24 protein-coding genes are annotated in these 25,241 nt (G+C 61.1%); 17 read left to right on the top strand and 7 right to left on the bottom strand.

Features of this window, described 5'->3' with window-relative positions; genetic code table 11:
- Nucleotides 1-28: 28 nt before the first annotated feature.
- Nucleotides 29-421 carry a phage holin family protein gene (locus HED64_RS02945; RefSeq protein ID WP_245325609.1) on the bottom strand — a complete coding sequence of 131 codons (393 nt, stop codon included), beginning with the start codon at nucleotides 419-421 and terminating at the stop codon, nucleotides 29-31.
- A gap of 119 nt (nucleotides 422-540) precedes the next feature.
- Between HED64_RS02945 and HED64_RS02940 the strand changes: the two genes are divergently transcribed.
- From HED64_RS02940 to HED64_RS02870, 15 genes are all read left to right on the top strand, one after another.
- Nucleotides 541-1,662 (top strand): histidinol-phosphate transaminase, encoded by a 1,122-nt coding sequence (locus HED64_RS02940; protein WP_168150584.1) that lies wholly within the window; start codon nucleotides 541-543, stop codon nucleotides 1,660-1,662.
- 123 nt (nucleotides 1,663-1,785) lie between these two features.
- Nucleotides 1,786-2,934, top strand: a complete 1,149-nt coding sequence (gene pdhA / locus HED64_RS02935; RefSeq protein WP_168150583.1) for a pyruvate dehydrogenase (acetyl-transferring) E1 component subunit alpha — start codon at nucleotides 1,786-1,788, stop codon at nucleotides 2,932-2,934.
- Entirely contained in the window at nucleotides 2,931-3,911 is a 981-nt protein-coding gene (locus HED64_RS02930) for an alpha-ketoacid dehydrogenase subunit beta (RefSeq protein ID WP_168150582.1), read from the top strand. Before pdhA ends, HED64_RS02930 begins: the two co-directional genes overlap by 4 nt.
- Before the next feature lie 60 nt (nucleotides 3,912-3,971).
- Complete coding sequence (locus tag HED64_RS02925) at nucleotides 3,972-5,402, top strand: dihydrolipoamide acetyltransferase family protein (protein ID WP_168150581.1); 1,431 nt, start codon at nucleotides 3,972-3,974, stop codon at nucleotides 5,400-5,402.
- Nucleotides 5,403-5,513: 111 nt separating this feature from the next.
- The gene (locus HED64_RS02920) at nucleotides 5,514-6,281 is read left to right on the top strand and encodes a hypothetical protein (protein ID WP_168150580.1); all 768 of its coding nucleotides are present in this window, start codon (nucleotides 5,514-5,516) and stop codon (nucleotides 6,279-6,281) included.
- Nucleotides 6,282-6,536: 255 nt separating this feature from the next.
- Entirely contained in the window at nucleotides 6,537-7,358 is an 822-nt protein-coding gene (locus HED64_RS02915; protein ID WP_168150579.1) for a hypothetical protein, read from the top strand.
- 1 nt (nucleotide 7,359) lies between these two features.
- The gene (locus tag HED64_RS02910) at nucleotides 7,360-8,040 is read left to right on the top strand and encodes a phosphoribosylanthranilate isomerase (RefSeq protein ID WP_168150578.1); all 681 of its coding nucleotides are present in this window, start codon (nucleotides 7,360-7,362) and stop codon (nucleotides 8,038-8,040) included.
- 173 nt (nucleotides 8,041-8,213) lie between these two features.
- Nucleotides 8,214-9,107 (top strand): LysR substrate-binding domain-containing protein, encoded by an 894-nt coding sequence (locus tag HED64_RS02905; protein WP_342590637.1) that lies wholly within the window; start codon nucleotides 8,214-8,216, stop codon nucleotides 9,105-9,107.
- Complete coding sequence (locus tag HED64_RS02900) at nucleotides 9,104-10,204, top strand: enolase C-terminal domain-like protein (protein ID WP_168150577.1); 1,101 nt, start codon at nucleotides 9,104-9,106, stop codon at nucleotides 10,202-10,204. Before HED64_RS02905 ends, HED64_RS02900 begins: the two co-directional genes overlap by 4 nt.
- Before the next feature lie 34 nt (nucleotides 10,205-10,238).
- Nucleotides 10,239-10,517 (top strand): muconolactone Delta-isomerase, encoded by a 279-nt coding sequence (gene catC, locus HED64_RS02895; protein WP_132359818.1) that lies wholly within the window; start codon nucleotides 10,239-10,241, stop codon nucleotides 10,515-10,517.
- Between the two features lie 311 nt (nucleotides 10,518-10,828).
- A complete protein-coding gene (gene catA / locus HED64_RS02890; RefSeq protein WP_132359816.1) occupies nucleotides 10,829-11,683 on the top strand; it encodes a catechol 1,2-dioxygenase in 855 nt (284 codons plus the stop codon).
- A gap of 169 nt (nucleotides 11,684-11,852) precedes the next feature.
- On the top strand, nucleotides 11,853-12,404 hold the full coding sequence (locus HED64_RS02885) for a flavin reductase family protein (protein WP_132359814.1): 552 nt from the start codon (nucleotides 11,853-11,855) through the stop codon (nucleotides 12,402-12,404).
- An 89-nt stretch (nucleotides 12,405-12,493) separates the two neighbouring features.
- Complete coding sequence (locus HED64_RS02880; RefSeq protein WP_132359812.1) at nucleotides 12,494-12,682, top strand: hypothetical protein; 189 nt, start codon at nucleotides 12,494-12,496, stop codon at nucleotides 12,680-12,682.
- Between the two features lie 516 nt (nucleotides 12,683-13,198).
- Nucleotides 13,199-13,666 carry a hypothetical protein gene (locus HED64_RS02875; protein ID WP_168150576.1) on the top strand — a complete coding sequence of 156 codons (468 nt, stop codon included), beginning with the start codon at nucleotides 13,199-13,201 and terminating at the stop codon, nucleotides 13,664-13,666.
- On the top strand, nucleotides 13,663-14,232 hold the full coding sequence (locus HED64_RS02870; protein WP_168150575.1) for an OmpA family protein: 570 nt from the start codon (nucleotides 13,663-13,665) through the stop codon (nucleotides 14,230-14,232). The genes HED64_RS02875 and HED64_RS02870 overlap by 4 nt, the downstream gene beginning before the upstream one ends.
- Nucleotides 14,233-14,273: 41 nt before the next feature.
- On the opposite strand, the gene HED64_RS02865 is transcribed toward HED64_RS02870, so the two are convergent.
- The 6 genes from HED64_RS02865 to benA form a co-directional block, all read right to left on the bottom strand.
- On the bottom strand, nucleotides 14,274-16,952 hold the full coding sequence (locus HED64_RS02865; RefSeq protein ID WP_168150574.1) for a helix-turn-helix transcriptional regulator: 2,679 nt from the start codon (nucleotides 16,950-16,952) through the stop codon (nucleotides 14,274-14,276).
- A 104-nt stretch (nucleotides 16,953-17,056) separates the two neighbouring features.
- Nucleotides 17,057-18,418 (bottom strand): MFS transporter, encoded by a 1,362-nt coding sequence (locus HED64_RS02860; protein ID WP_255557104.1) that lies wholly within the window; start codon nucleotides 18,416-18,418, stop codon nucleotides 17,057-17,059.
- A 208-nt stretch (nucleotides 18,419-18,626) separates the two neighbouring features.
- Complete coding sequence (locus HED64_RS02855) at nucleotides 18,627-19,466, bottom strand: 1,6-dihydroxycyclohexa-2,4-diene-1-carboxylate dehydrogenase (RefSeq protein WP_168150573.1); 840 nt, start codon at nucleotides 19,464-19,466, stop codon at nucleotides 18,627-18,629.
- A complete protein-coding gene (benC, locus tag HED64_RS02850) occupies nucleotides 19,463-21,019 on the bottom strand; it encodes a benzoate 1,2-dioxygenase electron transfer component BenC (protein WP_168150572.1) in 1,557 nt (518 codons plus the stop codon). Before benC ends, HED64_RS02855 begins: the two co-directional genes overlap by 4 nt.
- 128 nt (nucleotides 21,020-21,147) lie before the next feature.
- Entirely contained in the window at nucleotides 21,148-21,687 is a 540-nt protein-coding gene (gene benB / locus HED64_RS02845) for a benzoate 1,2-dioxygenase small subunit (RefSeq protein WP_132359800.1), read from the bottom strand.
- Complete coding sequence (gene benA / locus HED64_RS02840; protein WP_168150571.1) at nucleotides 21,671-23,071, bottom strand: benzoate 1,2-dioxygenase large subunit; 1,401 nt, start codon at nucleotides 23,069-23,071, stop codon at nucleotides 21,671-21,673. The genes benB and benA overlap by 17 nt, the downstream gene beginning before the upstream one ends.
- 294 nt (nucleotides 23,072-23,365) lie before the next feature.
- On the opposite strand from benA, the gene HED64_RS02835 reads away from it, so the two are divergent.
- Entirely contained in the window at nucleotides 23,366-24,667 is a 1,302-nt protein-coding gene (locus tag HED64_RS02835; RefSeq protein WP_342590636.1) for a benzoate/H(+) symporter BenE family transporter, read from the top strand.
- 120 nt (nucleotides 24,668-24,787) lie between these two features.
- The gene (locus tag HED64_RS02830) at nucleotides 24,788-25,195 is read left to right on the top strand and encodes a DUF1801 domain-containing protein (protein ID WP_168150570.1); all 408 of its coding nucleotides are present in this window, start codon (nucleotides 24,788-24,790) and stop codon (nucleotides 25,193-25,195) included.
- Nucleotides 25,196-25,241: the final 46 nt, after the last annotated feature.

The raw sequence follows: 25,241 nt of genomic DNA, 5'->3' as shown, positions 1-25,241 counted from the left end.
ACCGGATATCTCAGCGCCGCGAGTGGCCCTAACGCTTGGACGGCGAGAACCATCCCAACAGTGCAGAGACGATGGAAATAATCACTGCACCAATGACGGCGTCCCAGAAGAAGGTGCCCACGTGTAACCCGATGGGGAGGTACTGGGTGAGCCAGGAGGTGAGAAGCAGCATTGCCGCGTTGATGATCAGCGTGAACAGGCCCAACGTCAGACAGGTGATGGGCGTTGATAGCAGGCTCACGATGGGCCGGACCACGGCGTTGACCAAACCGAAGACAAGTCCCACCACGAGATAGGCCAAAACCACGCCGAGGGTCGCGTCCATGGACGGTGCCGAGGTGACGGTAATGCCCGGAACGATCCAGGTGGCTGCGGCAAGGGCTAGGGCGTTAATGACGACCCGGAAGAGAAACGCAATCATGGATCCCATACTCGCATACCCGCCGTGGAGGTAACTGTGCAAAAACTCGATTTTCAGCAGGTTGGCAGATTTGAAAAACGGAAGGGCAATGGGACGCGTTCAACCGATAGGCTGTGGTCATGACCACCGAAAACACTTCGCCCCACGATCCGGTTCAGCCTCGCACCGTCATTGGTCGGATGCCGAAATACGCTGCGGGTAAGCCGCCGCGTGAGGTTCCGGGCCTGGAATCGTTTAAGCTCTCCTCGAATGAGAATCCGCTCCCGCCGCTTCCGGAGGTCGTAGCCGCGATTCATGCTCAGCTGGATTTCAACCGGTATCCGGATCCGCTGTCCACGAAGCTACGAAATGCTCTGAGCGAATTTTTATCCGTTCCGGCCGACGATGTTGTCACGGGTGCCGGATCCTTGGGTGCACTCACGCAGATCCTGGCCACCTTTGCCGGTCAGGACGATGACGGTGTGCAGGACGAAGTGATCTTTGCCTGGCGTTCCTTTGAGGCCTATCCGATCGTGGTTCAGACAGCTGGCGCGCTTCCGGTGCAGGTGCCCCTGCGCGACGGTGGACGCCACGACCTGGACGCGATGGCTGCTGCGGTGAATGAGCGCACCTCGGTGATCCTGCTTTGCTCACCTAACAACCCCACCGGCCCGGCGCTGCACCGTGCCGAAGTTGAGGCTTTCATCCACAAGGTGCCCTCCAACGTACTGATAGTCATCGACGAGGCCTACATGGAGTTTGTGCGCGATCCGGAGGTGGTGGACGGGATCGAGATGTACCGCAAATACGCCAATGTTGTGGTGCTGCGGACCTTCTCGAAGGCCCATGGACTGGCTAACCTTCGTGTCGGGTACTCGGTTTCGCACCCGGAAATCACTGCGGAACTTCGCATAGCCGCCACGGCCTTTGCCGTGTCTTCGATCGCGGAAGATGCAGCGGTAGCCTCGCTTGCCCACTACGACAAGGTTGTCGAAAGGGTACAAAAGATCGTTGATGAACGTACTCGTGTCGTTGCGGGCCTCCACGAGCTGGGATGGAACATTCCCGCGGCCGACGGTAACTTTGTGTGGCTTCCATTGGGTGAGGATACGGCCGAGTTCGTGGAGCTTGCCGCGGGCCACGCCCTCTCGGTGCGTGGCTTTGAAGGCGATGGAGTCCGGGTGACTATTGGTGAGGTCGAAGCCAACACCCGCCTCCTCGAACTTTGTGGGAACTATCCAAAAGGCACGAAGCTTTCCTAGGTAGGGATAAGTCGTGGTTTGCGGCTTCCCACCGCTAGGCTAGAACAGATAATCCCGCTATATGCCCGATGCGGAATATATTCCGCATCGGGCATATTTCATGTACGTAAGGACGCCCTCGGTATGACCAACACCGTGCACGAGACCTCGGAGCAAGCGCTGGTACAGCTCCTTACCCCCGAGGGGGAACGTCGCTCGAATGCCGAGTACGACAGCTTCATCCAGGATGTCGACGCCGAAATGTTGCGTGGGTTCTACCGCGACATGGCGCTGACCCGCCGTTTTGACCAGGAAGCTACGGCTCTGCAGCGCCAGGGACAGCTAGCTCTGTGGGTACCGCTGCGTGGGCAGGAAGCCGCGCAGATCGGCTCGGGCCGCGCCACGCGTCCCAACGATTACATCTTCCCCACCTACCGCGAACACGGCGTTGCGCTGACCCGCAACGTGGACTTCCCACAAATGCTGAGGATCTTCCGCGGCATCTCCAACGGTGGTTGGGATCCGCGGGAAAACAACTTCCACATGTACACCATGGTGCTGGCGGCGCAGATGCCTCATGCCACCGGATATGCCATGGGTGTCCAGCGTGACCAGGCCGGCTGGGATGCCGAACGCCTGGAAAAGGACGGAACCGCTGTTGTTGCTTACTTCGGTGATGGTTCCTCCAGCGAGGGCGAAGTCCATGAGTCAATGGTCTTTGCCGCCAGCTTTAATTCTCCGGTGGTCTTCTTCTGCCAGAACAACCAGTGGGCCATCTCCGTTCCCTTCCACGTCCAGTCCAAGGTAGCTCTGGCCGAGCGCGCCGCTGGCTACGGATTCCCGGGGATCCGGGTGGATGGCAATGACGTCTTGGCAGTTCTGGCCGTCACTCGTTGGGCTCTTGACCGTGCTCGTCGCGGCGAAGGTCCGGTCCTCATCGAGGCAGTTACCTATCGGATGAGTGCGCACACCACGGCCGATGATCCGACGAAGTACCGGCTCGATGCCGACGAGCAGGCCTGGGTGACGCGGGATCCGATGCTCCGTTTGGAAAAGCACCTGCGGGACAACCAGCTGGCCGATGACGCATTCTTCGAACAGGTTGTTATCGACGGTAATCAGATGGCCACTCGCGTCCGCGAAGAAGCGATGGCGTTCCCCGATCCGGAACTCTCCCAATCCTTCGCCAACGTTTATGCCGAGGCACACCCCTTGATCCAGGAAGAGCTGAAATGGCATCTGGAATACGAGGCCGGATTCGCCGATAACACCGAGGAAGGGGCCACCCGATGAGCACCACCACGATGACTTTGGCCAAGGCCATTACCGCTGGACTTGATGCCGTCTTGGCTGCCAACCCCAAGTCACTGCTCATAGGTGAAGACATTGGACGCCTGGGCGGCGTTTACCGCGTCACGGACGGTCTTATTAATACCTACGGTCCCGACCGCGTGATCGACTCCCCACTGGGTGAGGCCGGAATCGTCGGCACCAGCATTGGTATGGCGATTCGCGGCTACTCGCCGATCGCCGAGATCCAATTTGATGGTTTTGTCTTCCCCGCGTTTAACCAGATCACCACACAGTTGGCCAAGATGCGCGCCCGCTCCGAGGGCCGCTTCGGCGCCCCGGTCGTCATCCGCATCCCGTATGGCGGTGGCATCGGTTCCATCGAGCACCACTCGGAATCACCCGAAGCCCTCTTTGCCCACACCGCGGGTCTGCGCATCATGGCACCGTCCAATGCGCATGATGCCTACTGGATGATTCAGCAGGCAGCAGCCTGCCAGGACCCGGTCATCTTCTTCGAACCCAAGCGCCGTTACTGGCTCAAGGGCGAGGTTGATACCGAGAACCCGGCCGCCGACGCCTTCAAGGCCCAGGTCATCCGCCCCGGCGAAGATGCCACCATCGTCACCTACGGCCCGCTGGTTCCCGTTGCCCTGGCCGCTGCCGAGGCAGCACGCGAGGACGGACGCAGCGTGGAGGTCATTGACCTGCGCTCGGTCTCGCCGATCGATTTTGACACCATCACCGAATCGGTGGAAAAGACCGGCCGACTCATCATTACCCATGAGGCTCCGACCTTCGGTGGAATTGGTGGAGAGATTGCTGCCCGCGTTTCCGAACGCGCCTTCCTGTCCTTGGAGGCCCCGGTCATTCGTGTTGGCGGATTCCACATGCCCTACCCGGTGGCCAAGGTCGAAGAACAGTACCTGCCGGATATCGACAAGGTCCTCGAAGCACTCGATCGGTCCTTCGCTTACTAATCATTGGTGAGCACTCGCGCCACCGAAACGCATCAGCATTGTTCTAAAAGGAGTCAGAGGATGAGCACCTTCAACCTTCCCGATGTCGGCGAAGGCCTCACCGAGGCCGAAATTGTCACGTGGAAAGTCAAGCCCGGTGACACCGTTGTGGTGAACCAGGTCTTCGTCGAGATCGAAACGGCAAAGTCGCTGGTCGAGCTGCCCAGCCCCTACGCCGGTGTGGTCAGCGAACTTCATGCCGCCGAGGGTGAAACGCTGGCCGTTGGCACACCACTGTTCAGCGTCACGGAGGCCGGTTCCACCCCTGCACCGATGCACAACGTGCCGGACGTGGCGGAAATCGCCGAATCCGACACCCCGGTGGCCAGCGAGGAACCAGGTCCGCTGGTCGGCTCCGGCCCCAAGGCCGACGCCGTCAAGCGCCGTGCCCGCGTCTCCCGTCCGGCCGTCGGAAAGTCAGGCAAAACCGCGGCACAATCCGGAGGCTCCCCGGTGATCCCGGCGGCGCTGTCCGATACTATTTCGCGCCGCGCCAGCGAATTTTCTCAGGCATCAACCCGCCTCACCGCTGCAGCCAAGCCAGCCGTCGCGGCGTTTGTTGACCGGGTACTGGCCAAGCCGCCGGTGCGCAAGGTCGCCAAGGAACTCGGTGTGGATCTGCGTCAGGTCATCGGTACCGGTGGACAGGGCGAGATCACGCGCGATGACGTGCTGTCCTACAAGGGTCAGCGCGAGGTAGAACGCGACGCGGCCCCGACCTTCTGGTCACCGCAGGGTGTGGAGCTGGACTCGCGCATCGTGCGCACCCCGGTTCGTGGCATTCGTAAGGCCACCGCCAAGGCCATGGTCGAGTCGGCCTTCAGCGCCCCGCACGTATCAATCTTTGTTGACGTGGATGCCTCACGCACCATGGAGTATGTGGCCCGCTTGAAGAAGAGCCGCGACTTCGAAGGCATCAAGGTTTCTCCGTTGCTGGTCCTGGCCAAGGCCGTCATTTGGGCAGCAGCGCGGAACCCCTCGGTGAACGCCTCGTGGGTTCCCACGGAAACTGGTGCCGAGATCCAGACCAAGCACTTCATGAACCTGGGCATCGCAGCCGCCACCCCGCGTGGTCTGCTGGTACCCAACATCAAGGAAGCGCAGGATCTGTCCATGCGCGAACTGGCGATCGCCCTGAACGATTTGGCCGAAACCGCCCGCGCCGGCAAAACGTCCCCGGCCGACATGACCGGCGGCACGCTGACGGTGACCAATATTGGTGTGCTCGGCATTGATACCGGAACCCCGATCATCAATCCGGGCGAGGTAGCCATTGTTGCCTTCGGTACCATCAAGCAAAAGCCGTGGGTTGTTGACGGTGCTGTGGTTCCGCGCTGGATCACCACCTTGGGTGGTTCCTTCGATCACCGGGTGGTGGATGGGGATCTGTCCGCTCGCTTCATGGCGGACGTCGCCTCCATCATGCAGGAGCCCGCACTCCTGCTGGACTGATAGTTATCATGTTGTGATGCCCGGTACGTCACCGGGCATCACGCGGTGGACATAACAGGGGTACTGGCACCTTCCGGCAAATCGTCGGAGCCAGAGCCCAAGGAGCACACCGTGAGGAACGCACCGAAATTATCCACCCTCTCCACCCACCCACCATTCCGCCGCCGACTCCTGTTGGCCATCGGCGCGGTGGCCTCCGCGTTACTGATTGGCGGCACGGGAATAACCCCCGCCTTCACCGCGCCCGGCGCCGCCCCGGCAGTTGCCGTCGCGCCGAGAACATCCATCAACACCTCGGACTGGCAAACCTTCGACAAATCCGGGATCGCCTTCGAGTATCCCGCCGACTGGGCCATCGTGCCCTACACCTGCGACGGCTGCGAGGTGGATGATCCGCCGCTGCCGGAAAACGAGTACTCGGCGTGGAACATCGTGGATCAGAACGGTGTGTTGGTAGCCAACGTGTTCCCGAACTTCGTGGGGGACACCGACGGGAACATGGGTATCTATAGTCGCACCGACCTGGACACCGCTGTGGTCCAGGGGATCGACTACGAGCCGACCAGTTTGGTCTTCGAACACGTGCGGATCGATTATTCGCAGGGGGAACCGACGGTAACCGAACGGAAGGCACAGCAAGCGACACTGATGCTTTCCTCGGATGCGAACCTGGCGACGCGTGATCAGAACCCCTTCCTCGTGTACTTCCATCCGCGGGCAGAAGTGGCAACCTGGATTCAAACCACGCCGGAGTTTATGGAAACCGGTGGAATGGATAAGAACCACGTTTCCAAGGGCAAGGCCAAGCAGTTTATGAAGACCGAGAGTTACCAAAGAATGAAGACGGTTTTGCTTTCGGTTCGGGCGAGCTCCTTCTAAGTCTCGTCCACCGAGGTGCCTCGTCCGCGCCGATGGAGATGTCGGCTCGGACGACGGCGGATGTCGACGCGATTATGTCCAGAGTCGGGACTGCTGATTAACTGTCTTGCGTGTTGGAACAATCAAATAGACGCCCGGCACCGATACAGCGTGTAACGCGCCCATCGGATGGCGCCTTGGCAAGTCTGTACTCGATGGGGCACAGTGGGATCGTTATCGATGTCCGAATCGGCACTCGCGCCCAGGAGACCACCGATGAGTAATGGCCCCGAAGTGAGAACCCCCGCCAAGCCGACGGCTTTAGCCAGGGTATTTGGTCTCGCTTCACTGCTTTGCCCGCTCTTGCTCTCCGGATGTGCCGATGTCTTGCCATGGGCACCGCAGGATTCGCGCACCATTGATTCCACTACCATCGGACCTCCGCAAGATCCGTCCGAACAACGTACGGCGGGGGACAGCGGTACATCGACGACCAGTGCGTCCCCGAACCCTGAGAAGCAGATCAACACCGCGGACTGGAAGACTTTCACCACCCAGGGCCTGAGCTTCAAATACCCTCCCGATTGGAACATCGAGGAGGATGACTGCCGCGACTGCAACGCCACGGCCAAGCCGCTGGCCGACCCGTTCACCAAGTGGGATATCGAGGACGCCCACGGCAACGAGATCGCCGAGTTCCGCGCCGATTCTGCCACCGGCACCGGCACCGACGGAGACCTCAGTACCTACCAGCGCACCGTCCTGGAGTCCACGCCCGTGGACGCGAACTTCCTCGCCCCCGCTGCGGTGGTTTTCGAACACTTCGTCCTGCACACTCCCGGCAAGGATCCGGAACAAAAGGTGCTGCTGATGCTCAATGATGCTGCAGCAACCGAGGTGCGTGAGGCGAACCCCGCACTGAGTTTCTTCCGACCCAAAAAAGACTTTAGCGCCCAGCTCGCTAGTTCCGACGACCTGGCGGAGGAACTGGGGTTCAACGACGACCAGGTGAGCCTCGCTGCCGCCCGGAAGATCATGCAGAGCCGGGACTACCGCTTGCTACGGGAAGTGATGCTCAGCATGGACGTGGAGAAGTAGCATGGAAACAAAGGCAACTACCGAGCCGACGCGGAAGAACCGAGTGAATCACGAACTGTACGTAAAGATCTGTGGCTTGAGCACACCCGAGACAGTGGCCGCTGCCGTTACGGCGGGGGCCAACGCGGTGGGCTTCGTCTTCGCCCCCGGCAGTCCGCGCACCGTCGGCCCCGACCTTGCCAAGGAACTTATCGCGAACGTCCCGGGACACATCGAAACGGTGGGAGTCTTCCGCAACCAACCGGTGGATACGGTACTCGAGCTGGCTCGCCGCTCGGGTGTTGACACCGTGCAATTGCACGGGGACGAATCTGTCGCGGACAGCGAAAGGATTCAAGCCCAGGGATTTGGAATTTTGCGGGCCTTGAGTATTAATAGCTACCGCGCGCTCGATGATGCTCAGCGTTCACGCTGGGAAACAGGCAGGATTCTGCTTGATGCAGTTGAACCCGGCGCGGGGGTCACCTTTGACGCCGCTGACCTTGTTGACGCACCGCCAGCTGGTACCTGGATCCTGGCCGGAGGTTTGAACCCGGGAAACGTTGCGCACTTGGTGGCGACGCTGAACCCGGCCGGAGTGGACGTGTCCTCGGGGGTGGAGTCTAGTCGCGGCATCAAGGATAGCGAACTGATTCGGGCCTTCATTACCGCAGCACGCTCGGCCACCGATAGCACGTCTTAAACCCGCCAACGCCCGCGAACTCGTGCCCTGCGTCACCAATGTGGGCAAGGAAATGCGCGACTAATACTTAAAAGCTCCTAATCGAGCCGGAACATGTATTTCCCATAAGTAATCTTTGCGTCCTAATCTGGCAGTGGTGCACATCCGTGTCCCACGACCGGAGGGTGGACGACGTGGAAGTACGTCAAATGCGTTACTTCATTGCCGTGGCCGAGGAAAGGCACTTCGGCCGCGCTGCTCAACGTTTGCACATGGCTCAGCCCCCGCTCTCCCAGCAAATCAAGGGGCTCGAGGAACAGCTGGGTACACAGCTGCTGGTCCGCACCACCCGCAAGGTTGACCTCACCGCGGCCGGTGAATTGCTCTTGGCTAGAGCTCGGCTACTGCTGGCCGAGATCGATAAGCTCGAACAAGACGTGAAGCTCGTGGGCCAGGGTGCCAGCGGGGTGCTGCGGGTCGGGGTTTCCGGCACCGCCACCTACAGATTGATGCCCATGATCGTGCAAGCCGCCCGGGTTCACATGCCCGGTTTGCGCCTGAACGTTCAGGGGGAGATGCTCACCCCCGAGATGGAAATCGCTTTGGAAGAACAACGTGTGGATGTCGCAGTGTTGCGCCCACCGATCCGTTCAAACCAACTGAGCCTGAAGTTCTTGGAAAAGGACGAACTCGTGGTTGCCCTTCCCGAAGATCACGAGCTGGCCTCTCGAGGGTTGCTGGATCTCTCGGACCTCGCCGAGGAACCCTTTATTACCTACCCGCTGACCTCCGCTGTTAACACCATCTCCACAGAGGCCTGCCGTCAGGCGGGTTTCAGCCCCCACATTGTTCAAGAAACCCAGGAAACCTCGACCCTGTTGTCATTCGTCGCGGCAGGGATGGGTGTTGCCTTGGTCCCCACCGCACGGCGCATGTTCGCGCTTCAGGGCATCGTCTTCCGCCAGTTGCGCAACGCGCCGGCGGTCGATCTTGCTGTCGCCTGGAAAACAGATAACGAAACTGCCCTGCTGAAAAAGTTCTTGGACCTCTTTGAGGCTCCAGCCCCCACGGAAGGAAACCCGGCGTGAAGATCCTACGCATAGAAGCGATTCCCTATTCGATTCCCTATAACCATGCGCTGAAATTCGCTAGCGGTCAGGTCACTGACGCCGAACATGTTCTGGTGCGGATCCACACCGACGAGGGAATCGTCGGGGAGGCAGACGCACCGCCGCGTCCGTACACCTATGGCGAAACCCAAGCATCAATCATCACCATTATCGAGAGCATTTTTGCTCCGCAGATCATTGGATTGGATCCCTTTGACCGCGGCAAGATTCACGAAATCATGGCCCGCACGATTCACAACCAGGTGGCTAAGGGTGCGCTGGACATCGCGCTGTGGGACCTGATGGGTAAGGCACTGGGCACCCCGGTTCACAAACTGCTCGGTGGCTACACCGACTCGATGCGCGTTTCACACATGCTCGGTTTCCGACCGGCCCAAGAACTGCTCGACGAAGCGCTGCGCTTTGGCGAGCAGTATGGGATCACCACCTTCAAGCTGAAGGTGGGGCGTCGCCCGTTGACCCTAGACATTGAGGCCTGCCACGTCTTGCGCGCTGGACTTGGCGACGAGGTTGAGCTGTATCTAGATGCCAACCGCGGTTGGAGCGCCAATGAGGCCATGGAGGTGCTGCGCCGCACCGAGGGTCTGGGGCTGACCGCTCTGGAAGAGCCCTGCGATGCGAAGGAAGCCATGAGTCGCCGTCGACTCGTGGAGAATTCCCCGATCCCGATCGTGGGCGATGAATCGGTGCCCACCGCGGGAGACGTTTCACGCGAACTGCTTTCCGGCGGCTCGAACGCCATCTGCATCAAGACCGCCCGCAGTGGATTCACCGAGGCGACAGAGATTCTGGGCTTATGCACCGGTCTAGGTGTGGACGTCACCATGGGAAACCAGATCGACACGCAGGTTGGTTCGTTGGCTACCGTCACCTTTGGCGCCGCCCACGAGGCCACCACCCGCCGTGCCGGTGAGCTGTCCAACTTCTTGGACATGGCAGATGACCTCTTGGCCGACCCCATCCGCATCAGTGGCGGCCGCATTTCGGTGCGCAACGTGCCAGGTGTCGGCGCTGGCATCGATGAAGCCAAGCTCGCCCGTTACCGTCAGAACTAGAAATTCCTACCTCGAAGCCCTCACAGGAGACGCAATGATATTCCTCGCCCGCATGGACGTAACTTTTCCGGCCCACCTGACGCAAGAGCAGATCACAGATTTTACTGCTCGTGAGAAGGAATACTCAGGTGGCCTCCAGCGCAGCGGCAAGATGGCTGGCATCTGGCGCATCGTTGGCGAATATGCCAACCACTCGATCTTTGACGTTGAGTCCAATGACGAACTGCACCAGATTCTCAGTGGCTTCCCGATGTACGCCTACATGAAGATCAAGATCACGCCGCTGGCTAAGCACCCTAACTCGATCCGTTAGACGGCCCGGCGACACGATCGTCGCGAGAGCACCATGGCCGTGGGTCGCATCATCACGATGCGGCCCACGGCCATTTTTGCCCGCTACGGACAGAGAATTCCGCGTCGAATGTTTATTTGATGGACACGGCCTCCGTGGAGGGCCGACTAGGATGTTTTCCATATGAATAGAGCCGAAAAAAGTATTTCCCTCTTCTCAATAAGGGGCATAGATTGAATGCATAACAAGTCGCTGTGACAGTCATCACCGCATCATGTGACATCGAACCAGCGCATCAACACCCCTCCAGTAGGAGATAGAAGGAGTAACTCGTGAGCACCGAAACCACCGCCAGCGCAGCCGCCTCAGGCAACGCAGCCACCGACCGTTTCCGTCAGTCCGGAAAGACCACCTCCATCGCCGCCGATGTCGAGCGCGTCAATCTCTTGGCAAGCAAGCTGATCAAGGCCGCCAATGACATCGTTCTCGAAGAGCGCGTGAGCTACGACGAGTTCAACGCACTGAAGGCATGGCTGATCCAGGTCGGCGAAGACGGCGAATGGCCGCTGTTCATGGACGTATGGCTCGAGCACTCCGTTGAGGAAGTCGCTACCGACCACCGCGAGGGCAACAAGGGCTCCATCGAGGGCCCGTACTACATCCCCGAAGCACCGGAGAAGAAGTCCCCGGCCAAGATCGAGATGCGCGACGACGAGAAGGGCACCCCGCTGCTCTTCCAGGGCCAGGTCCGCAGCACCGACGGCAGCCCGCTGTCTAACGCCAAGGTCGAACTGTGGCATGCCGACGAAGACGGCTTCTACTCGCAGTTCGCCCCGAACATCCCGGAATGGAACCTGCGCGGCAGCTTCATCGCCGACGAGGAAGGCAACTTCCACATCGACACCATGCAGCCGGCCCCGTACCAGATCCCGACCGACGGCGCCTGCGGTCAGCTGATCGCCGCCGCCGGGTGGCACGCCTGGCGTCCGGCCCACTTGCACCTGAAGGTCTCGGCCCCGGGCCACGAGCTGCTCACCGCCCAGCTGTACTTCCCGGGCGACGCGCACAACGACGACGACATCGCGACCGCGGTGAAGCCGGAACTGCTGCTCGAAATCAAGCCAGCCACCGAAGGCTCCGGCGTGCAGACCACTTACGACTTCGTGCTTGACCCCGAAGCCAAGTAGGTCCTCACCACCTCGTTACGGCGGGGCTCCACGGATATTATCCGGGGACCCCGCCGTTGTCGTACCACCGCACTACCGGTGATGCCGCGCGCGGCGTCGCTGCCGGGTACCAAGGCAAGGCCTCAATCACCTTTGTCTCCCGGTACCTCTACGTGAAAGTGAACCCGAAATGTCCCAGGAAACCATGTTGAGCCCGTTGAACACGAGCGATCTGCATAGCGCCTTTGGTCAGTTTGCCAGCGGCGTCACGATAGTGACCACCCAGGGGACCGACGGCAACCCCTACGGGGCCATGGTGACTGCGTTCGTCGCGGTGTCGCTGGATCCGCCGCTGGCGCAGATCACCTTGACGCGCAGCTCACGAGCGGCCAAGCACTTAGATGGGTCGGCTTTCGCCATCAACATCCTTTCGGCGGACCAACTAGGGATCGCCAAGCACTTCGCCGGCGACGCAGGCGAGGACGAGCCCCAATGGTTGTTCAACGGAAAAGTGCCGGTACTGGTAGGCAACGCAGCCACGTTGGAATGCCGGGCATGGAACAACTATGACGGCGGCGACCACATCATTGTGGTCGGCGAAGTTTGCTCGCTCACGGTGGGACAAGCGGACCCTCTGCTCTTCCACGAGGGCGCGTTCCACCGAATGGGTGAGCCTCTGGAAATCCGTCGGGATGGAAGTTGGTTCGCCGGCGCCAAGACTTTTCAGCCGTTGATCCCATAACACCCCCGAGCCGCGTTCCTCAAGGGAGCGAAGCACCTAACACCTCAATTGATCAATCCATGCACTACTTGGCCACAAAGGAGAACACCATGTTTATCTCAACACGGCGAAAGACCGCAGGAGAACACCGGTCCGCGACCAACTTGCGAGCCACCGCTGACACCGTCCAAGAATCGAACCACTGGGCCTGGACCGGTTGGATGCCCGAAATGGAGCGCGAACTTTCGCAACCCACACTGCAGTCCAGCGAACACTTCACCTCAATGCTTGCCGCCTAAAACTTTCGTCCCAAGCAGCACGGACACCCGACCAGAGGCTCAAGTCAACAACGACGCTGACTTGAGCCTCTGGTCTTTGTATTGCATATTCATGGCGCAGCACTCGGGCGTCTACCCGGGCGGTCCGCAGTGGTCCAACTGATGAATAGCGGGATCCAGCCTCAACGTCGAGCTGGGTTGCCGCCGTTTGTCACTAAGCGCAGCGGTCCTGATGGATGCATGTCTGGGGCCGTGGAGCGGCACGAGGCATCGGTAGCACGGCCGTCATGGAGCTCGCATGGATGACATGTCGCAATATAGCCATTTGGTCGATAATCCGGAATGATGGGCGGTATCAAGTTTTCGATGCGTCAGCAACGGAAACGCTGGCTGTCGAACCTGAGACCCTTTGGAGTCATTATGCAACGGACCTTCCCACTCTGTGTGGCAGGCATCCTCACCCTGTCCGTGCTGACCGGTTGCAGCTCTCCAACGGGGGAGCCTGCAACAAGCGCCACGGCCACCGAAGGAGGTACGGTGTCCTCAGCCGCACAAGCCTCCGGGAATGGAACAGATGCACCGGTGATCAAGGTCGATACCGAGAACGTTATCGCCACCCAGGAGTTTACGGTCCCCGGGTCTAAAGACAAGGTCAATGTGGGCATTCAGTCCCTGACCGTGGAGGGAAAAACCATGACACTCCAATTTGTCCTCACCCCGGATTTCGCCTCCTCCAGTGATTCCTCCGACATCTCGATCTACGATATGTTCGGGATGACGTCGCCGAAACCGACCCTTGTCGATCGAGAAAATCTCAAGGAATACTCGCTAATTTCCGCACCGGGTCGGACCTGGTCGGCGGAAGTCGTGAATAACCGGACCACTAATCACGAGCCCATCATTTGGTGGGGTGTTTATGCGGCTCCCGAGGATGAAAATGAAACCTTTGACGTGCGCGTTATCGATTCGATGGCGGAGTTCGCCGACGTCCCGGTGACGCGATGATCACTGAACTTGGACGACTAGTGGCGACCGGAATGCTGATTGCTGCTCTTGGATTGCAGATTCCTGCGGCCCAAGCCACCGGGGTTGACGCGCAAGACCTGCCCGAGCCAACGAGCGAGATGCTGGCTCGCTCCGTGACGGTTTGGGACCCGGCCTCCAGCGTCCAGGTCTGGGATCCGGCTACGTCGGTGAAAGCCGTCGAACAGGTCGAGACCAAGGATGGTGAGACAACCATCAGCCTCGCGACGGACATCCTTTTCACCCCGGATAGTTCGACGCTTCCGGCCAGCGCCTCCGCCAAGGTGGAATCGCTGCTGAGCAAAGTACCCAAGGGAGCAGAAGTTGAGGTCAACGGGCACACGGACTCCGTCAAAGGGTCGATAGACAACAAGGCACTATCCACCGACAGGGCCAAGGCCGTATCGTCCGTGCTGAAGAAGGTGCGCCCCGACCTGAAGCCGAAGGTCGCGGGACTGGCCGCCACCCAACCTGCCGTTCGCGAGGACCCCAAAGACCCGGCGAGCTTCGCGGCCAACCGCAGAGTGGAAGTCATTTACGCCAACTAACTTAGGTCCGCACGATTCTGGGGACCTAAGTTAGTTGGATCCTAGCGCTCGTTATCCCGGTACCGTGCGGCAAGCTCGGTGCGTGAGCTGACCCCGAGCTTCGCGTAGATCCTGGTCAGGTGGTACTGGACCGTCTTGGCGCCGATGAACAGCTCCTCAGCGGCCTTTTTATTGCTGGCCCCGGCGCAGACAAGATCGGCGACGGCCTTTTCCTGGGAGGTGAGCGATGACCAATCGGCCGGATCGCGGCGCGGAACGCTGATGCCCGTCGCTTGTAACTCTCGGTTGCAGCGATCGATGTAGATGGCAGCGCCCAATTGCGTGAAACCAGCCAGTGCCCGGGTCAGTGGACCCGCAGCATCCGCGCGTTTCCCAGACCTGCGCAGGGATTGCCCATAGGCGTACTCCACGTGGGCCCGCAAGACCGGAAGCGTGAGGCCCTGCAACAAGGCCAGGGCCTCCTCGAAGGCGGCGCGTGCACCGTTCTGGTCACCGCGCGCGCCACAGATCTGACCACGCACCACCAAACACCGTGCCACGGAGGAACGGTGCTTGCATTGGCGGGCCACCTCCTCAAACGGATCCAGGAACGCCTCTGCTTCCTCCAATCGGTCCTTGCGTACCAGCGCATCGGCGTAGGTGTCCTGCCATGGCCAGAAACCGGGTTCGTCAATGCCCCCAGTACGGTCAAAGGTCAGCATGGGTTCGAGTGCCAGGAGCACTTCGTCATAGTCGGCTCTGGCCCTGGCCGCCGCCGCCCTAGCCATGCGGTAGGGCACCTGCATGACTTCGTAGCTTCCGGTCCGTGCCCAGGCCTTGGCCAGATGGGCCTCGACCTCTTCGCGTTCCCCGCGCATGGAGTGGATCAGGACAGCGGTGTGGTGCAGCAAGGGGCTGACCAATTCGATTCCGGAGCGCTCCTGAATCAGGACGCCAGCTCGCACCGTTTCCAAAGCCTGATCCCAATCGCCGGCGGAAAATTCGGCTCGGGCCAGCCAACCCCTGGCCCACAGGGCAATGCGGTGGGAACCCTCGGAGTAATCCGTGGAGCTGGAACTGGCTAATTCATGGCGAGCCAGTTCTATTTGATCCCCGGCGATATGTAACCAACCCATGGCCATTTCGGCGCGTTGGCGCTGGGCTCCGGTGGGCAGGGTTTTCAGTAGGTTGGCGAGCATTTCCTCGCCCTCCCGGCTTTGGCCCAGCATGCCCAAGCCCAGACCGTGAATCACGGAGGCCTCCACGGCCACGGTGCTTCCGGTCGGGGCGAGTTCCCGAGTTTTTGCCGCCCAGCTGGATAAGAGACGACCGTCGAGCTTGCACAGGGAATGAAGGACTCGGCGTTGGGCGACGGTCGCCATGATTCTGGTTAACGAGGATTCCTTGGCACCTGTCCACGAGCTGGTGAGCCAGCGGTCGGCGGTGTTGGCTCGGCCCTGGAGGATGGCAATGTACCCGGATAGTAGATCGCGTTCGGGGCTGGCCGGTAGGCTTGCCAGCTCGTCGGAGAAGGCCAGAGCGCTGGGCAAATCGCCGGCTGCCACCGTGGCATCCACTGCCCGCAGAAAAAGCGGTTCGCGTTGTGTAGGCTCGGGCTCCAGGCTGGCGGCCCGATGCAGGGCAACTGCTGCAGCTGCCCATGCGCTCTTCCGCGACTGCTTTTCCGCATAAAGTTCCAGCTGGTGCGACAGCGCCGGGTCAGAGAGCAAGGTGGCATCGGCGCGGTGAGCCAGGGCCTCGCCCTCGTCGTCGCTCAGGGTTGCCGCGGCGCCGTGCAAGGCTAGTCGCCGCGAGAGTGGGATCAGATGATAAATGGCCATCTGTTCTAGAGGACCGGGGAACACCAGCGTGAGGTTCCCACCGCTGCCGGCCACCGATACCAATCCGGAGGCCACACATTCTTCAACCAGCGGCAAGGGGTCATCCGCTTTGGTGAGATCCACCACGGCGTCCAGCCTGACTCCGGGTTGAAGTATGGCGGCCGCCTCGATCAGCGAACGGGCGGCGTCGGAGACACCGCTTAATCGCGTGGCGGCTTCGGCGCTGAGCGCCCGGGGAGCCGGAAAACGATGGTTGAGGTGGTTCCATGTTTCGTCAGGATTTTCCCGAATGAGGTTCAGGACGGTATGGATATTGCCGCCGGTATAGGTGGCCAGCTGATCGGCGGCGGCGGCGGAAAGTTCCACGCCGAGCCGGGTATTGGAAATTTCCTTTAGTGCCGCGGGGCTGGGCGGATCCAACTCAAGGGTGGTGCTGTTGGGCGTCCTAATCAGTTCCTCGGCGCCGGGCGGCAGGAACGCGGCATCCTCCTGTCGGAGGGTGAGAATCAGCAGTACGCGTTCACCACGCAGTCGACGCCAGGCGAAGAGCAAGGCAGCGAGGGAATGGGTATCGGCCCACTGCAGGTTTTCCACCAGGAAGATACCCGGGCGCTTACCCACGGCCTTGAGGAAGGCCATCAGTCGCTCGGGAAGTGACACTCCCTCGGCGATGTTAGAGGTATCAAGCATTTCCTGCAGGGCGGATCCTGGCAGGTCTTGTTCCCAACGCGCGCCGGCGGAGGAGAAGGACGCCACGTGCTTGTTGTTTTCCATGAAGCGCCGCACCGTGGTGCTTTTGCCGCACCCCGAGGGGCCCTGCACCACCACCAGTTGAGGCGCTCCACCTTCGGCAGACTGCAGCAATCGAGCCAAAAGCGCCGTTGCTCGTTGTTGATCCATGGATCCGCGACTACCAACCTTTCAATGTAAATAGCCGGGGCCGCGTGAACAACGACGTTCACGCGGCCCCCTGATCGCCGGGGTTCAACCTCGGGACGTGGTACTTATTTTGCGACAGTAGCCGATTCCGCGGCGAGCGTCGCCAAATGGGTTTCGGAATTGCGCAGCGGCACAAAGGCTGTCACCAGTGCACCAACAATAGCAACCGCTGCAAAGACGTAGAAGGCGATGTGGTTCTGCACTCCCGCGGCAATCAGCAGCCCGCCAATCAATGGTCCGAAGATGCCACCGAGACGGCCGAATCCGGCACACCAGGCCACACCGGCGCCGCGTGCGGCGGCGTTGTAGTAGTTAGATACAAACCCGTAGATCAGCACCTGGGTGCCGATGGTACCCACGCCCGCCACGGCCACCAAGGCCAGCAGGATGCCGAAGGGTAGGTGCAGCGTCAGCATGACCATGGCCACCGCGGCCAAGAAGAACGTTGTGGAAACCACGCGCTTGGCACCAACACGGTCGGCACCCACGGAGGCAATCAATCCGCCAAAGACGGCACCGGCATTAAGCACCAGCAGGAAGGCCAGTGAGTAGGACTTGCCGTAGCCGAAGGTGGACATGATCTGCGGCAACCAGGTGTTCAGGCCATAGGTCAGCATCAAGCCGGCGAAGCTCATCAGGCCCAGCAGCAGAGTGGGCAGGGCGTACTTCTTGGAAGCCAGGGCACGGAAACCGATCTTCGTCTCGGGGACCACCGGCGCCAAAACATGGGCGCCACCGGTCGAGGCGGGAGCGATGATCGGGACACCGGTGCGCAGCGAAACGGCCTGGGCTTGCTCGGTGCGGCCGCGGGCCATGAGCCATTCGGGAGACTCGGGCAGCTTCACCAAAGCCATTGGCAGCAGGAAGAGCAAAGGAGTTGCACCGATGAGGAAAAGCCCGCGCCAGCCGACGTGGTCCAGCAGTACGATGGCCAGCAAGGAGGCCAAGACGCCGCCCACCGGGACACCGGAGTACACGATGGCGTTGTAGTAGTTGCGCTTGCCCTTGGGGGCGAATTCGGCAACAACGGCACCGGCGGTGGCAACCAAGGCCCCGACGCCGAGGCCGGTGAAGAAGCGCAGGCCGCCAAAGGCCGTGACAGTGGTGGCCAAGGACGTCAGCGCCATACCCACGGAGAACCAGATGATGCCCGCAATCATGATTTTGCGGCGGCCGAGGTAGTCACCGATCGCGCCGGTCACCAGAGCACCGACCATGACACCAAAGAGTGCCCAGCTGCCCAGTAGGCCCGCCGTGGCCGGGCCGATCGCGCCGAGCTGGGTTGGGTCGTTGAGCAAGGTCGAGACGACGGTGCCGTAGACAACCAGATCGTATCCATCAAAGATCAGGGCGATCGCCGCGATGGTGACGACCCAGTGGACGGTGGTTTTTTGCTTCAGGGTGGCGCTTGACTGCGGTGATTTCACGATGTGCTCCGTTTAACTTATGGGCCCAGTGCGCACGACGGTGTGCGGTTTTTGGGCACGAACAAGTACCGCAAATTATGGCTTGCGGGGGTGTTAGCCGTGACCTAAGGAAATTCGGGTCACTGACCGTGGAACTGCAAGGGGTGGAACCTGTTCGGGGCGGCGGGTGTGCCGCCCCGAACGTCAGGGTAATAAAGGGGGAACGGCTCTAGCCGAGGTCCCCGCCTGCCACCGGCAAGGTGCTGCCGGTGATGTAGGAGGCCTCATCGGAGGCTAGGAACGCGATGGGACCTGCCTGTTCGTCGAGGGTTCCGTAGCGCTTGAGCAGGGTGGAATTGATGGTCTGGTCCACGATCTGCTGGTACCAGGCCTTCTCCTGCTCGCCCTCGGGGGAGGGACCGCGCTTGACTTGGCGTTCGGGTGCTTCGGTGCCGCCGGGCGCGGTGGCCACCACACGGATTCCGTGGGCTGCCCCCTCCATGGCCAGGGCCGAGGTGATGGCCTTAACCCCACCCTTGGCTCCGGCATACGGGACCCGGTTGAGTCCGCGGGTTGCCACCGATGAAACGTTCACGATGGTGCCGGATGAGGCCTTGATCATTTCGGGGAACGCCGCACGGCACATCCACAGGGTCGGGAAGAGCGAACGCTGGATCTCCTTGCCGATTTCCTCCGGGGAGTAGTGCTCAAACGGCTTGGCCCAGATGGTGCCGCCAACGTTGTTGATCAGCACATCAATGCGGCCATACTCGTTCACCGCGGCGCTCACCGCCGACAACGCGCCCTCAAAGACCTCGAGGTCGGCCGTCACGCTCAGGGCACTGACACCGTGGCTACGCAATCCCTCGGCCACGTCGTGGACCAACGGGGAGCGGTCCACTAAAACCAGCGATCCACCCTCGGCAGCGATCCGCCGAGCCACTGCCCAGCCGATGCCCTGTGCGGCACCGGTGATCAGGACAACCTTGGAAGCGAAGCGGTCCGCATGGAAGGAAAGCGGTAATCCTGCCTCTGCCGTTACGTTCACGCCCTGCTCTTGCGTGCTCATGCGATGGGGTTCTTGGAAGCGGCTGCCATGGTGGCCTTGGCATGCTCGTTGTGGGAGATGATCGCCTTGCGGGCTTCGGCCAGATCCTGATTCTCGAACGCGGAAACGATGGCCAGGTGATCGGCGTCGACGGCTCCGTCAATCCAGTGCTCCTGGCGCAATACCTTGGCCATGATGGCAGGAACCTCGAGGCGGTTGTACGCCTGGAGCAGGTGTTCGTTGCCAACGCATTTGAACAGGAACTGGTGGAAGGCCTCGTTGGTGACGGTGAAGGCCTCGGAGCTGACAAACTTCTCGCCATCTAAGGTCTTGCCGGCCAACTCGGCCAGGACCTTGAACTCAACAAGCTGTTCGGGCGTCAGCTTGCCCATGGTCAGTTCCACGATGGCCAATTCCAGGGCCATGCGGGCGTCGAACTGCGCCTCGAACGAGGCGTGCTCTTCGCCGATTTCGTAGGCCGGCAAGGACGCGGGAGCCGCTTCGGTGACCGTTGCAGGCGCCTCGGCGGCGGCTTCTGCGGCCGGGGCGTCGGTTGCGGCGGGGGTCACGGCCAGCGCGAACTTCTCGAAGTAGAAGTTTTGTGGCTTCAGGCCCTCGGCCTCGAGGTGGCGGCGGACGCCCTCAACCATCGGCGGGGGACCGCAAAGGTAGATATCCACGTCGCCCTCGGCCAGGTGGTGCGGCTCGAAGTGGTTGGTGACGTAGCCCTTCTTTTCCGCGGCGCTGTTCGGGTCTCCGACCACGGTGTCGAAGGTGAAGCCGGTGATGCGCGACTTGTAGTTCTCAAGCACATCAAGCTCAACCAGGTCGGTGTCGGTGTTGACGCCGTAGATCAGGTGGGTCGGGTGGGGAGTCTCCATGCCCGAGAGCTTTTCCAAGATGGCCAGCAGCGGGGCCAGTCCGGTGCCGCCGGCGAGTAGCAGCGACGTGCGCTTGGGATCACGCAGGAAGAAGCTACCCATCGGCCCGGTGAAGTTGATCGTATCCCCAACTGCCGCAACGTCGCGCATGTAGGTGGACATCAGTCCGCCGTCGGTGATGCGGATCAGGAAGGAGAGGGTGGAGATGTCCGGGCCGGAGCTGAAGGAGTACGAGCGGGTCTGACCATTGGAGCCGGGAACTTCGATGTTCACGTACTGGCCGGGCAGGAAGGAGAGCTCGTCGCGGTTCTCGATCTCGAGGTTAAACGCGTAGGTCGTTTCGGAGAGACGGCGGATCTCGGTCAGCGTCGAGGAGTAGGTGGTGGCGGTCGTCTTGGCGACATCCGAGGTGGTGGGGATCTGCAGCACGAGGTCCGATTCCGGGACCATCTGGCACGGGAGGCAGAAGCCCTTTTCGGCTTCGTCGTCGGTCAGTGCTTCCTCGATGTAGTCACCGCCGTCGAACTTGCCGGATTCGCAGAAAGCCTTGCAGGTACCGCAGGCGCCGTCGCGGCAGTCCAGCGGGATATTGATCCGTGCCTTGTAGGAGGCGTCGGCGACGGTTTCACGGGGTCCAACTTTGATGAACCTGGTGATACCGTCCTCGAAAGCGAGGGCAACCTGGTAGGTCATGAGGGGGCTCTTTTCAAGAAATGGGGGCTGGGGGAACGCAGCAGTTGGTGCGTAGCGCCGTGGTGCGAGAGCGTCGTTGCTCCCGCACCGGGCGAACCGTTGGGCCCACGTAATGGGCCGCGTGGGCACTAGATGTGGTAAATATCCACCACGTGGTGGATGTAGTCGTTTTTCAAAACGACCTTCTTGGCCATGATGACCGGCTGGGTGCCGGAGTAATCGATGGTGTAGTACGAGGTGCCGAAGTAGGTATCGACGTTCTGGTAGCGGTAGTACAGCGTGAACCAGTTGAAGCGAATATCAACCTTGTCACCGTCAACCGACACGATCTCCACATTGGAGATGTTGTGCCCGGTGCGTGGCTCCGGCAGCGACGTGGCCGAGGAACGGTCGGTCTTGATACGGAAGACGCGGTCCTCGATGCCACCGCGGTTCGGGTAGAAGATCAGCGAGATCTCGCGCTGCGGGTCCTCGGTGAGCTTGTCGTCATCGGCCCAGGCCGGCATCCAGAAGGTGGCCTCGGGGTGGTAGCAGTCAATCCAGCGATCGAAGTCGCGGTCATCTAGGAAGCGTGCCTCGCGGAAGAGGAACTGCTTGATCTCTTCGATGCTGAGCTCACCGGCACCGGTGGTGACCGTGGTGAGGATGTCGTTAGTGGTTGCAGTCATGGTGGTTCCCCTGTTCGGTGGTGCCGGTGGTGGTGGATGCGGCCTCGGCGGCAACGGCCTGACGCATGGTGTTCAGCCAGTAACCGTGCTGGATCGGGTACAGGCCCTCGTCCTCGGTGCGGGCACCGGAGGAGATGGGCTCCAGGCCGATCTTCTTGGCGTTATCGTCGGCACCGGTGATCTGGTGTGCCTGGCCTCGGGAGAGGTCGTTCCACTTGGCGGCGGTGGCCATGTAGGTCTTCTGGCAGGAACGGAATTCCTCCAGGTCATCCGGTGTGGCCATGCCCGAGGCGTTGAAGAAGTCCTCGTACTGGCGGATGCGGTTGGCGCGAGCCTCGTCGGATTCGCCGACCGGGGCGATGCAGTAGATGGTGACCTCGGTCTTGTCCACTGCCACCGGGCGGAAGACGCGGATCTGCGAGGAGAACTGATCCATCAGGTACACGTTCGGGTACAGGCAGAGGTTCCGCGAGACACCGATCATCCAGTCGGCCTTGGCCTCACCGTGGGCGGCGACCAGCTCGTCGCGCTTTTCGGCCAGCGGGCGGTTGGCCGGGTCCAGCCATTCGGTCCAGAGCAGCAGGTGGCCGTTCTCGAAGGAGTAGTAGCCACCTTCCTGCTTGTCCCAGCCGCCGGCGTCCATGGTCTTGGTTTCGTTGGACGATTCGCCGGAGGCACGGCGGGCCTGGGTGGCTGCGTAGTTCCAGTGGGTAGCCGAGACGTGGTAACCGTCGGCGCCGTTTTCGGCCTGAAGCTTCCAGTTGCCGTCGTAGGTGTAGGTGGAGGAGCCGCGCAGAACCTCAAGGCCGTCCGGGGACTGGTCCACGATCATGTCCATGATCTTGGTGGACTCGCCCAGGTGCTCGGTCAGCGGCTTGACGTCGGCGTTCAGCGAGCCGAAGAGGAAACCGCGGTAAGACTCAAAACGAGCGACCTTGGTCAAGTCGTGCGAGCCGTCCTTGTTGAAGCCCTCCGGGTAGCCGGCGCCGCGGGAGTCCTTGACCTTGAGCAGCTTGCCGGAGTTGTTGAAGGTCCAACCGTGGAACGGGCAAGTGAAAGTGGTGCGGTTATCCGTCTTGCGGCGGCAGAGCATGGCGCCACGGTGGCTGCACGCGTTGATGAGGGCGTTGAGCACGCCTTCCTTGTTGCGTGAGATCACGATCGGCTGGCGGCCGATGTTGGTCGTGAAGTAGTCGCCGATGTTGGGGATCTGGGACTCGTGGGCCAGGTAAATCCAGTTGCCCTCCCAGATGTGCTTCATCTCGAGTTCGAAAATCTCTTCGTCGGTGAAGATATTTCGGTTGGCGCGGAAGACTCCGGTCTCCGGGCTGTCAACGAGTGCATCATCAAGCAGGGTCGAGACGGTATCAAGTATTTCTGTCATGGAGTGCTCCATCCTTCGTAGGGGGCGCAAGCGCCCTGGTCCACCCGGTGGGTGGCGAAACCATGAGATACACCATGTCAGCATGTGCGTGACCTCACACTGGGTATATGCCTAGGGTTGACCTAGGGCCTATTCCATTGATTCCTTGGGCATATCAATCACACTCTTCTAGATATTTGTCAGAGGCCATTTGTCCCCGTATCGTGAGCATTTCGACGGTTTTTTCCCTGCCGCAGGGCTTACCCCCGGCTAAAGCGCTGCCGTCTTCCCACCACCTGAAAGGCGGCCACCGGCGTGCCCAAGAGTCACCATGCGGCAGATCAGACCAATCGGTCCGGGGTGCATCTTCCTGGGGTGCTTGGGGATGTTTCGATCAGTGCGATCTGTGCTGGATTTATTGCCGTGGCCGTTTCTTATGCCGGGCCGATGCTGGTCATTATTCAGGCGGCCCAACGGGCGGGACTGAATTCGGACCAAACGGCCTCGTGGGTATGGGCGGTCTCGGTGGGCAGTGGAATCGTCGGTTTGGTGCTCAGCCTTTTTACTCGTCAACCCGTCGTGGTGGCCTGGTCGGTACCGGGCTCCGCCTTGTTACTGACGGTGCTGGGGGACTATGAATTCTCCGACGCCATCGGAGCCTACATTGTGGCCGGTTTGCTGGGCCTGGTGTTGAGCCTCAGTGGGCTCTTTGGGCGCTTATTGGCGGCCGTTCCGCGCCCGATCTTGGCCGCAGTATTGGCCGGGGTCCTGCTGCCATTTGTCCTCAATGTCACCGGAGCGGTTCTGGCCTCCCCACTGGTGGCCGGCGGTCTGGTGGTCGCATACTTTGCTGGCCGGCGCCTATTCCCCAAATACGCGGTGCCCGGAGCCCTCGTGGTGGGTGTTGTCTTATCCATGATCGCCGGGCAGGCCCAGAGCCCCGAGCTGTCATTGGCCGTGACGGTTCCGCTGTTCACCGTGCCCACGTTCTCGATCCAGGCCATCATGGGCATTTCAATCCCACTGCTGATTGTGACCATGGCCGGACAAAACGGGCCGGGGCTGGTCATGATGCGTACCAGCGGTTATGCGCCCAATGACCGGCTGTTACTCACCGGAACCTGCGTGGCCAGCGTGATCTTTGCGCCGTTTGGATCCCATGCCATCAACCTCGCCGCCATTACCGCCGGTATCTGTTGCGGGCGCGAGGCTCACGAGGACCCGGCCAAGCGCTACATCGCGGGGGCTGCTGGAGGTTTGTTCTTCATTGGTTTTGGGCTGTTCAGTGCCACGATCCTTGACCTCTTTGCCGCGGTTCCCGGCGAGCTGATTACTGCCATGGCCGGGGTGGCGCTGCTCGGCGCCTTGCAGGGGTCGATGCTGGACATGCTCGATACCGGTTCGCACGGTCCCGCTAGCATTGAGGCTGCAGTTGTCACCCTGATTATCACCGCCTCGGGCATCGCGCCGCTGGGCATTGTCTCCCCGTTCTGGGGTGTGCTGGCGGGCACCGCGGTGTACCTGCTGCTGAGCGTGGGCCGGGGACGCCGCACAGTGAAAACCACTGCTGGGAAGGTACCGGCGGTGGTTCCCACACCCTCGACAAAACGTCGATGAGCCGAAGTTCGTACTTTTGCCACTGAATCGTGGTGGTGCCGGGGTTCGGGGACGCTCCCACCTCGGATCTTGTCCTACGGTTGTACGCTGGGGATACCCAGCACGATAGCGAGGAACGTCATGGCAACGAAACCACCGGTTATGTCGCCATCGGACCGGCCAGTTGCGTCGGTCCTGGACCGCGCCACGGGTCCACGGCGTACGGAAGCCGAGGAACTACTTGCGCTCTTTAGTGAGATCAGCAATGAAAAGCCTGTTGTATGGGCCGGGCGCATCATTGGATTCGGCGAATGCGCGTACCGCTATGAGAGCGGACATGGGGGAGTAGCTCCCTTGCTCGCCTTCGCCCCGGGGCCCAAACAGCACACCATCTACCTGGTCAACGATTTCTCCGAGCGCTGGCCCGAGTTGCTCGCTCGGCTCGGCAAATACCGAGCCTCAAAGGTCTGCCTGTATCTCACACGGTTGACGGGAGTGGATCGTGGCGCGCTGCGCGAGCTGCTGGAGCATTCGCTGGCCGCGACTTAATGGATCTGATCCCAGGGCCCAGAGCCTGAATTCAAGGCGGTGCCCG

Origin of the sequence: Paeniglutamicibacter terrestris, assembly GCF_012271785.1 — a bacterium.
Classification (GTDB): domain Bacteria; phylum Actinomycetota; class Actinomycetes; order Actinomycetales; family Micrococcaceae; genus Paeniglutamicibacter; species Paeniglutamicibacter terrestris.
Note: the sequence above shows the minus strand (reverse complement) of the source record. Positions and strands in the feature narration are given on the sequence as shown.

Coding starts and splice junctions, on each gene's coding strand:
- benB (WP_132359800.1), bottom strand. CDS start 21,687: ATGACTGCAACCACTAACGACATCCTCACCACGGTCACCACCGGTGCC.
- HED64_RS02915 (WP_168150579.1), top strand. CDS start 6,537: ATGAGTAATGGCCCCGAAGTGAGAACCCCCGCCAAGCCGACGGCTTTA.
- HED64_RS02865 (WP_168150574.1), bottom strand. CDS start 16,952: ATGGATCAACAACGAGCAACGGCGCTTTTGGCTCGATTGCTGCAGTCT.
- HED64_RS02930 (WP_168150582.1), top strand. CDS start 2,931: ATGAGCACCACCACGATGACTTTGGCCAAGGCCATTACCGCTGGACTT.
- HED64_RS02855 (WP_168150573.1), bottom strand. CDS start 19,466: ATGAGCACGCAAGAGCAGGGCGTGAACGTAACGGCAGAGGCAGGATTA.
- HED64_RS02940 (WP_168150584.1), top strand. CDS start 541: ATGACCACCGAAAACACTTCGCCCCACGATCCGGTTCAGCCTCGCACC.
- HED64_RS02925 (WP_168150581.1), top strand. CDS start 3,972: ATGAGCACCTTCAACCTTCCCGATGTCGGCGAAGGCCTCACCGAGGCC.
- catC (WP_132359818.1), top strand. CDS start 10,239: ATGATATTCCTCGCCCGCATGGACGTAACTTTTCCGGCCCACCTGACG.
- pdhA (WP_168150583.1), top strand. CDS start 1,786: ATGACCAACACCGTGCACGAGACCTCGGAGCAAGCGCTGGTACAGCTC.
- HED64_RS02910 (WP_168150578.1), top strand. CDS start 7,360: ATGGAAACAAAGGCAACTACCGAGCCGACGCGGAAGAACCGAGTGAAT.
- HED64_RS02945 (WP_245325609.1), bottom strand. CDS start 421: ATGATTGCGTTTCTCTTCCGGGTCGTCATTAACGCCCTAGCCCTTGCC.
- HED64_RS02885 (WP_132359814.1), top strand. CDS start 11,853: ATGTCCCAGGAAACCATGTTGAGCCCGTTGAACACGAGCGATCTGCAT.
- HED64_RS02880 (WP_132359812.1), top strand. CDS start 12,494: ATGTTTATCTCAACACGGCGAAAGACCGCAGGAGAACACCGGTCCGCG.
- HED64_RS02870 (WP_168150575.1), top strand. CDS start 13,663: ATGATCACTGAACTTGGACGACTAGTGGCGACCGGAATGCTGATTGCT.
- HED64_RS02830 (WP_168150570.1), top strand. CDS start 24,788: ATGGCAACGAAACCACCGGTTATGTCGCCATCGGACCGGCCAGTTGCG.
- benA (WP_168150571.1), bottom strand. CDS start 23,071: ATGACAGAAATACTTGATACCGTCTCGACCCTGCTTGATGATGCACTC.
- benC (WP_168150572.1), bottom strand. CDS start 21,019: ATGACCTACCAGGTTGCCCTCGCTTTCGAGGACGGTATCACCAGGTTC.